Below are 7,116 nucleotides of genomic sequence, written 5' to 3' on the forward strand. Positions count from 1 at the left end.
GCTATCGAACCATCGGAAGCGGCCTGTGCTTAATGCTGGGATTGGCGCCGCCGCCGAGGGCAACGAACAGCGTCGCACGATTTTGCAACCAAGCACGCTGAACGGCAAGAAGCTGTTGCTGAGCGCTGAACAGATTGCGTTCGGCGTCGAGGACCTCGAGATAGTCTGCCACTCCTTCGCGGTAGCGTAACCGGGCAATGCGGGCGATCTGCTGCTGCGCCTCTACCGAGGTTTCGAGGGTCATCAATTGTTCGGCGAGATAGCGCCTCCCTGCCAGCGCATCCGATACCTCGCGGAAGGCGTTCTGAACGGTGCGGTCGTAGTTCGCGACCTGTTCGACTTCGAGCGCCTGCGCCAGATCGAGATCGGCCTCGCGCGCTCCCCAGTCGAAAATCGGCAGAGATATGGACGGCCCAAAACTCCAGCCCAGCCCATCGCTCGAAAACAGGCCGTCGAGACTGTTCGAGGACAGTCCTGCACTTCCGGTGAGCGAAATGGTCGGGAAGAAGGCCGCGCGAGCAGCCCCGATATTCGCGCGCGCAGCACGTAGCTGTTCTTCGGCAGCGATAATGTCCGGGCGCACCAGCAGGAGATCTGACGGCAATCCAGCCGCAAGCCTGCGCTCGTCACCCTGCTCGGCAAGAGATACGCCTTCTGGCAAAGTTTCGGGTATGGTCCCGCCCACCAGAACGGCGAGCTGGTTGCGCAGTTGCGCCAAGGCCAGTCGTTCGCTTGCCAATTGCTGTTCCGCCTGCGTCAGCAAGGTCTCGGCCTGCCGGTATGGAAGTGCCGAGGTCACCCCGTTTTCAAGGCGTAGCCGTGCGATCCGCAAACCTTCGCGCCTGCTTTCGGCGGTCGCCTGGGCCAGCGCGATCTGCTCCTCGGTTTCCACGATCTCGAAATAGGTGTTGGCGGTGTCGGCGATGAGCGAAAGGTAGAAGGCCCGCTGCGCGGCAGCCGTGGCCAGATATTCCGCGCGGGCAGCTTCGCTCAAACTGGCAATTCGCCCCCAGAAATCGAGCTCGAAAGAGGTAACCCCTACGCCCACATCAAAGCGGTTGAAGGTGACTGAGTCGGGGGCACCTTCGACATCCCCGGTGTCCAGCGCCGGATTGGTCGAGAGCGGCTGCCTCGTCCGTACGGCGCTGCCATCTCCAACCAGCGCCGGCAATTGCCGGCTGTCTTCTATCCGATAGCGCGCACGGGCCTGTTCGACCCTTGCCGTTGCGGCGAGGAGATCGCGGTTGTTTTCAAGCGCACTCGCGATGAGTTGCTCCAATCGCGGGTCACCGAACCACTCGCGATAGGACAATTGCGATGCGACGACTGTCCCGTCCGGTCCGTACTCGGCATCGAAGGCAGGCGCGGTGGCTGCCTCGGGGCGGGAGTGCTCGGGGGCCATGCTCGCGCAGCTGGCAAGCAGACTGGAACCGATCGCCAGAGCGGCCAGCTTTCTCGTCGATCGCGTCATGGAGCGCGCCCTTCTTCGATTGCAGGACCGGATTTCTCGACTGGGTCTGTATCGCCTTCATGACCGCCGGTTGCGACAGGCTGCTTGCGGCTGACGTTTCGCCGCACCAGGAGATACAGCATCGGGATCAGGAAGATACCGAGCACGGTCGCGGCGATCATTCCTCCCATCACTCCGGTACCAACCGCGATGCGACTTGCGGCCCCGGCACCACTCGCGAGCACGAGCGGAACCATACCCATAGTGAATGCCAGCGAGGTCATGATGATCGGACGCAGGCGCAGGCGAGCGGCCGCTTTCACTGCATCAATCCGCCTTAGGCCACGTTCTTCTTCCTCAATGGCGAATTCAACGATGAGGATTGCGTTCTTTGCCGCGAGTCCGATGATCGTGATCAATCCGACATTAAAATAGACGTCCGCCGAAAGACCGCGCAGCATCGAGAACAACACCGCACCGAGTACGCCCATGGGCACGATCAAGAGCACCGCGAGAGGAACAGCCCAGCTTTCGTAGAGCGCCGCAAGCACAAGGAATACCACAACGACCGACAGGCCGAGCAGCAGGCCAATCTGCCCGCCGGCCTGCTTTTCCTCGTAAGAGATACCCGTCCATTCATAGCCGATCCCCTGCGGCAGTTGCTCCGCCAGACGTTCCATTTCCGCGAGTGCAGCACCGGACGATTCACCGGGAGCAGCCATGCCGGAAAGGGTCATGGCGGGGTAACCGTTGTAGCGTGCAAGGCTGGCCGGAGCTGCCGACCAGTCCGCAGTGGCGAAGGCGCTGAACGGCACAAGCTGCCCCTCCGCGTTCGGAATACGCAGCGACAGCACGTCTTCGGGGCTCATGCGATAAGGCGCGTCCGCTTGGACGAGCACCTGCAAGACACGCCCGTCGCGGTTGAAGTCGTTGGCATAGGCCGAGCCAAAGGTGATCGACAGTGCCGCGTTAACATCGGTAAGCGAGAGCCCAAGCGCCCGTGCCTGGACGCGGTCGATCTCGAGCGCGAGCTGCGGGCTTGGTCCCTGATCTTCGGGTCGCAGGTTGGCGATCATCGGGCTTTGCGACGCCATGCCGAGCAATTGGTCGCGCGCCGCCGTCAACGTCTCACGGCCAAGACCTGCGCGATCCTGCAGTTTCAGCGTAAAGCCGCTTGCCTGCCCGAGCGACTGGATCGCCGGTGGCTGGATTACGAATGCGATCGCGCTGTCCAACTGGCCGAAAGTGCCCATCGCCTGGCCGAGGATTTCGGCCGCGCCGCTTCCTTCGGCGGTACGCTCTTCCCATGGCTTGAACGACGCGAACATGATCGCATTGTTCTGACCCTGACCGAAGAAACTGAATCCGCGCACGACAACGAGGTTTTCCACCTCTTCGCGAGCCAACCAGAAATCCTCGATCGGCTCCAGAGCTTCGTCGGTGCGCTCCTGCGTCGCTCCCGGCGGCGCCTGAACTGCGGTGATGAGGAACCCCTGGTCCTCCGTCGGCAGAAAGGCAGACGGGAGGCGCATGAACAGCAGAATCGTTACTGCGCCCAGAGCCAGAAATACGGCGAAACCGCGCCATGGCCGCGACAGGATGCGGTCATTGGCCCGGCCGTACTTCTCCTGCATCCGCGCGAACCAGCCATTGAACCGGCCAAAGAATCGGGCGGCCTTGTTGCGCACTTGGGCGACGCGTCCTCGCCAGCCGGGTTGCATTTCGGCTTCGGTATCGACCGCAACCTGCCCGCCCTCCCCATGACCTTTAGCGATCGGCTTCAGGAAGGTGGCGCAAAGAGCCGGCGTCAGGGAAAGCGCCAGGAACGCCGAGAAGAAAATGGCAATGGCAAGCGTAACCGAGAACTGACGATAGATACCCCCGGTGGAGCCGGGGAAGAAGGCCATCGGCACGAAAACCGCGATCAGCACCAGCGTGATGCCGATGATCGCTCCGGTGATCTGGCCCATTGCCTTGCGGGTCGCCTGCAGGGGCGGGAGGCCTTCTTCACGCATGATGCGCTCGACATTCTCGATCACCACGATCGCATCATCGACCAGGATACCGATCGCTAGGACCATTCCGAAGAGCGAGAGCACGTTGATCGAAAAGCCGAACAACCACAAACCGAGACAGGCGCCTGCCAGGGCAATCGGAACTACCAGTGTCGGTATCAGTGTCGCTCGCCAGTTCTGCAGGAACAGGAACATGACGAGGAAGACCAGCACCATGGCCTCGACCAAGGTCTTCACCACTTCTTCCACCGAAGCCTGAACGAAAGGCGTCGTATCGTAAGGGATCGACCAGCTTACGTCTCCCGGAAGACCGGGCGCGATTTCGGCGAGACGCTCCTTCACGCCCCCTGCAGCGGCAAGCGCGTTGGCACCGGTCCCCAACTGGATCGCCATCCCCGCCATGGGTTGTCCGTTGAGAGTGGTGGAAGTGGCGTAGCTTTGCGCACCGATTTCGACGCGCGCAACCTCGCCAAGCCTTACCACTGCCGCGCCGGAATTGGCGCGAAGAATGATGTTCTCGAACTCTTCGACGGTGGTGAACCGGCCTTCGGTCGAGATGGTCGCGCTGATCTGTTGCCCATCGGCGAGCGGCCGGGCGCCGATCGAGCCGCCGGCGGTCTGCGAATTCTGCTCGCGGATGGCGGCAAGTACTGCGCTTGGGGACAGGTTGTAGGCTGCCAGCGCTTCGGGATCTAGCCAGATGCGCATGGCATATTGCGAACCGAAGAGCGTGACATCGCCCACACCGGTCACCCGGCGCAACTCGTCCACAACCTGGTTCGCAGCGATGTTGCCCAGATCGGTAGTCGTAAGGTCGCCGCTTTCCGATGTGAGCGCGACGATCATCAGGAAGCCGGCGTTCGCCTGGCGCACGGTGATACCCTGTCGCCGGACCTCTTCAGGCAGGCGCGCCTCGACCGTGCTCAAGCGGTTCTGCACCTCGGTCTGGGCGATATCGATGTCGGTACCCGCCTCGAAGGTCAGCGTGATACTCGCCGCTCCGTTCGACCCGCTGGACGAGGACATGTAGAGGAAACCCTCCACCCCGTTGAGCTGCTGCTCGATGACCTGCGTGACGTTCTGTTCGAGCGTCTCTGCGTCCGCACCGGGATACACGACGCTGATGGTCAGCGATGGTGGGGCGACCTCTGGATACTGTTCGATCGGAAGTGCGCGCAGGGCGATAAAGCCCGCCAGCAGGATGCCGAGCGAAACCACCCAGGCAAAAATCGGCCTGTCGATGAAGAACCGCGCCATGGTCTATTGCGCCCCGCGATCGGTTTGAGCGGGAACTTTTGCAGGCTTGTTCTGCCCGGTCGGCGTGTTCGAGACTTTCACCGGCACACCCGGCCTGATTTTCTGCAGGTTGCTGGTGATGACGACATCGCCGGGGCGAAGGCCGCCCTCCACGATCCAGTTTCCATCGACCATCGCGCCGAGCTGGATCGGGCGGATTGCAGCCAATCCTTCGCTATCGACGACGAACACCGTCCCGCCCTCCTCGGTGAGCGAAACGGCGCGCTGCGGCACGGTCAGGCCGTTCTGTATCTCGCCGGCATAGATTTGGGCGCGCACGAATTCGCCGGGTAGCAGCAGCCGCTGTGGATTGGGAAACTCGGCTCGTAACTCTACCGTCCCTGTCTGCTGATCGACGGAGAAGGCAAGGAAGTCGATATAGCCGGGAATCGGGTATTCGGTCCCGTCGCTGAAGGTCAGGCGCACCTCGACGCGGTCGTTTTCGTCCAGTTCGATTTCGCCTGCGGCGATGGCCCGGCGCAACCTGAGGACTTCGCTAGCCGCCTGGGCGAAGCTAACGTAGACCGGCGAAATCTGCTCGATCCGGGTCATCAGCGTGCCTTCCGGCTGACTGACAAGCGCGCCTTCGGTAATCTGTGCCCGTCCGGCCCGCCCGCCGATCGGGGCACGCACGGTGGTGTAGCCAAGTTGGAGCGATGCCGATTCGAGTTGCGCACGGATCTGCGCGACATTCGCCTCTGCTTCCCGCGAAGCGGCGAGCGCGGCGTCATATTCCTGACCGCTGATGGCATTCTCGTCGACCAGCGGGCGATAGCGCTCGACGACAGCCTTGGCGTTCGCCGCGGTGGCCCGCGCACGTGCCAGTGCTGCCTGTGTCTGGGCATAGCTTGCCCGCAATTCGCGCGGATCGATCCGGAACAGCGGCTGACCCGCGCGAACGTCGGTTCCTTCTTCATAGAGCCGTTCCTGCACGATGCCGGTCACGCGAGCGCGGACTTCGGCAACGCGCACCGGTTCGACCCGGCCCGGCAGTTCGATCACGTTGGGAACCGTGGCGCTGGCAACGGTAACCGTCTTGACCGGGATTGGCTGCTGCTCCGGAGGCGTATCGGCAGCCGAACAGGCGGAGAGGAGGAGGCAGGCGGCCAGGCCGGCTAGGATGGGCTTCACGGCGAAGTGGCTTTCAGTCAGCTTTTGTGCAGGTGCGAAGGTGTAATAGGTATTACACCCTTGCCACGCAACCCGTTATCGTAGAGCCCTGTCAAATGATCGAACATGACGAATTCTGCCGTCTCGACCGCCGGAAACGCGCGATTATCGAGGCTGCTCGAACCCTCTTCGTCGAGCAAGGTTTCGAACGTACGACACTCGGCGACATCGTCGATCGCGCCGGGGGATCACTGGCTACGATCTACAAGCTCTTCGGAAACAAGGACGGCCTGCTCGAGGCAGTGGTTTTGGAGAAAGCATCTTCGGGCGAAACGCTTGTTTCTGAAGCACTGGAACAGGGAGGCGACCCGCCAGCAATATTACTGCGTCTTGCAGAGGGATTGCACTCACACTTCCTGGAGCCTGAGGTCGTCGCTCTGGTTCGCATTGTGATCGCTCGCAGTGTCAGTGACCGTGAATTCGCACGTGTCTTTTTCGAGCGCACCGCTACCCGAACCCGGCAAGCAGTCGAACAGATGTTCGTTTCATGGAAAATGAACGGTGCGACGATGCATGGCAGCCCTGCAATGCTGGCTGAAATGTTTCTCGGCATTTTTGTGAGCGATCTTCATGCAGAAGCGATCAGCCATAGGATAGCAGTTAATCACACACCTCAGCGTTTACGCGACCAAGTGGATTTCTTCATTGCAGGCGCCGGTCTTTCTAGTTTTAGTGAAGCTCACCGATAACTAGGTTTCGTGGACAAAGGGTATCCAGAGTTTGACTGAGGCGAGCGCGACGAAGCCGAGATAGGATTCCTTTGTTTTGTCGTAGCGGGTCGCAACGCGTCGCCAGTTCTTGAGTTTATTGAACAGTCGCTCGATCAGGTTGCGCCGCTTGTATTTCGCGCGATCATGCCCGGCGGGATTGCGCCGGTTGCCCTTGGCCGGGATCACCGCCTCGACGCCCGCCGCCTCGATCTCTTCGCGGATCGCATCGGCATCGTATCCCCGATCAGCCAGGAAGGCCTCGATCCGGTCGGATAGCATGCGGAACAGCGGAGCGAAGCCCTGCACATCGTGTGCCTGCCCCGGTGTCAGCACGAAGCCGAGGGGCAAGCCTCTGGCATCGCATCTTGCGTGGAGTTTGGTGGTGAAGCCGCCGCGCGTGTCCCCCGTCAGCACCTATGGCACAGATTTGAGGTTGTGATTTAAGGAGGATTTGGGCTTCGTCGTAGTGACGAAG

General features: G+C 61.5%; 5 protein-coding genes. 1 reads left to right on the forward strand and 4 read right to left on the reverse strand.

All coding sequences use genetic code 11. The annotated features are described in order from the left end of the window. Position 1 precedes the first annotated feature (1 nt). From ACSH0F_RS05040 to ACSH0F_RS05050, 3 genes are read right to left on the reverse strand one after another with little or no spacing between them, the layout of a single operon-like run. Positions 2-1,471 carry an efflux transporter outer membrane subunit gene (locus ACSH0F_RS05040; protein WP_435200480.1) on the reverse strand — a complete coding sequence of 490 codons (1,470 nt, stop codon included), beginning with the start codon at positions 1,469-1,471 and terminating at the stop codon, positions 2-4. Beyond that, positions 1,468-4,722, reverse strand: coding sequence for a multidrug efflux RND transporter permease subunit (locus ACSH0F_RS05045; protein WP_435200482.1), 3,255 nt, complete (start codon positions 4,720-4,722; stop codon positions 1,468-1,470). Before ACSH0F_RS05045 ends, ACSH0F_RS05040 begins: the two co-directional genes overlap by 4 nt. Positions 4,723-4,725: 3 nt before the next feature. Beyond that, positions 4,726-5,892, reverse strand: a complete 1,167-nt coding sequence (locus ACSH0F_RS05050; protein WP_435200484.1) for an efflux RND transporter periplasmic adaptor subunit — start codon at positions 5,890-5,892, stop codon at positions 4,726-4,728. A 95-nt stretch (positions 5,893-5,987) separates the two neighbouring features. On the opposite strand from ACSH0F_RS05050, the gene ACSH0F_RS05055 reads away from it, so the two are divergent. Next, positions 5,988-6,620, forward strand: a complete 633-nt coding sequence (locus tag ACSH0F_RS05055) for a TetR/AcrR family transcriptional regulator (protein ID WP_305933524.1) — start codon at positions 5,988-5,990, stop codon at positions 6,618-6,620. On the opposite strand, the gene ACSH0F_RS05060 is transcribed toward ACSH0F_RS05055, so the two are convergent. Next, complete coding sequence (locus ACSH0F_RS05060; RefSeq protein ID WP_305933523.1) at positions 6,621-7,055, reverse strand: IS5 family transposase; 435 nt, start codon at positions 7,053-7,055, stop codon at positions 6,621-6,623. Between the last annotated feature and the right edge of the window lie 61 nt (positions 7,056-7,116).

This window comes from Qipengyuania sp. 902, from assembly GCF_051195295.1.
GTDB lineage: Bacteria > Pseudomonadota > Alphaproteobacteria > Sphingomonadales > Sphingomonadaceae > Qipengyuania.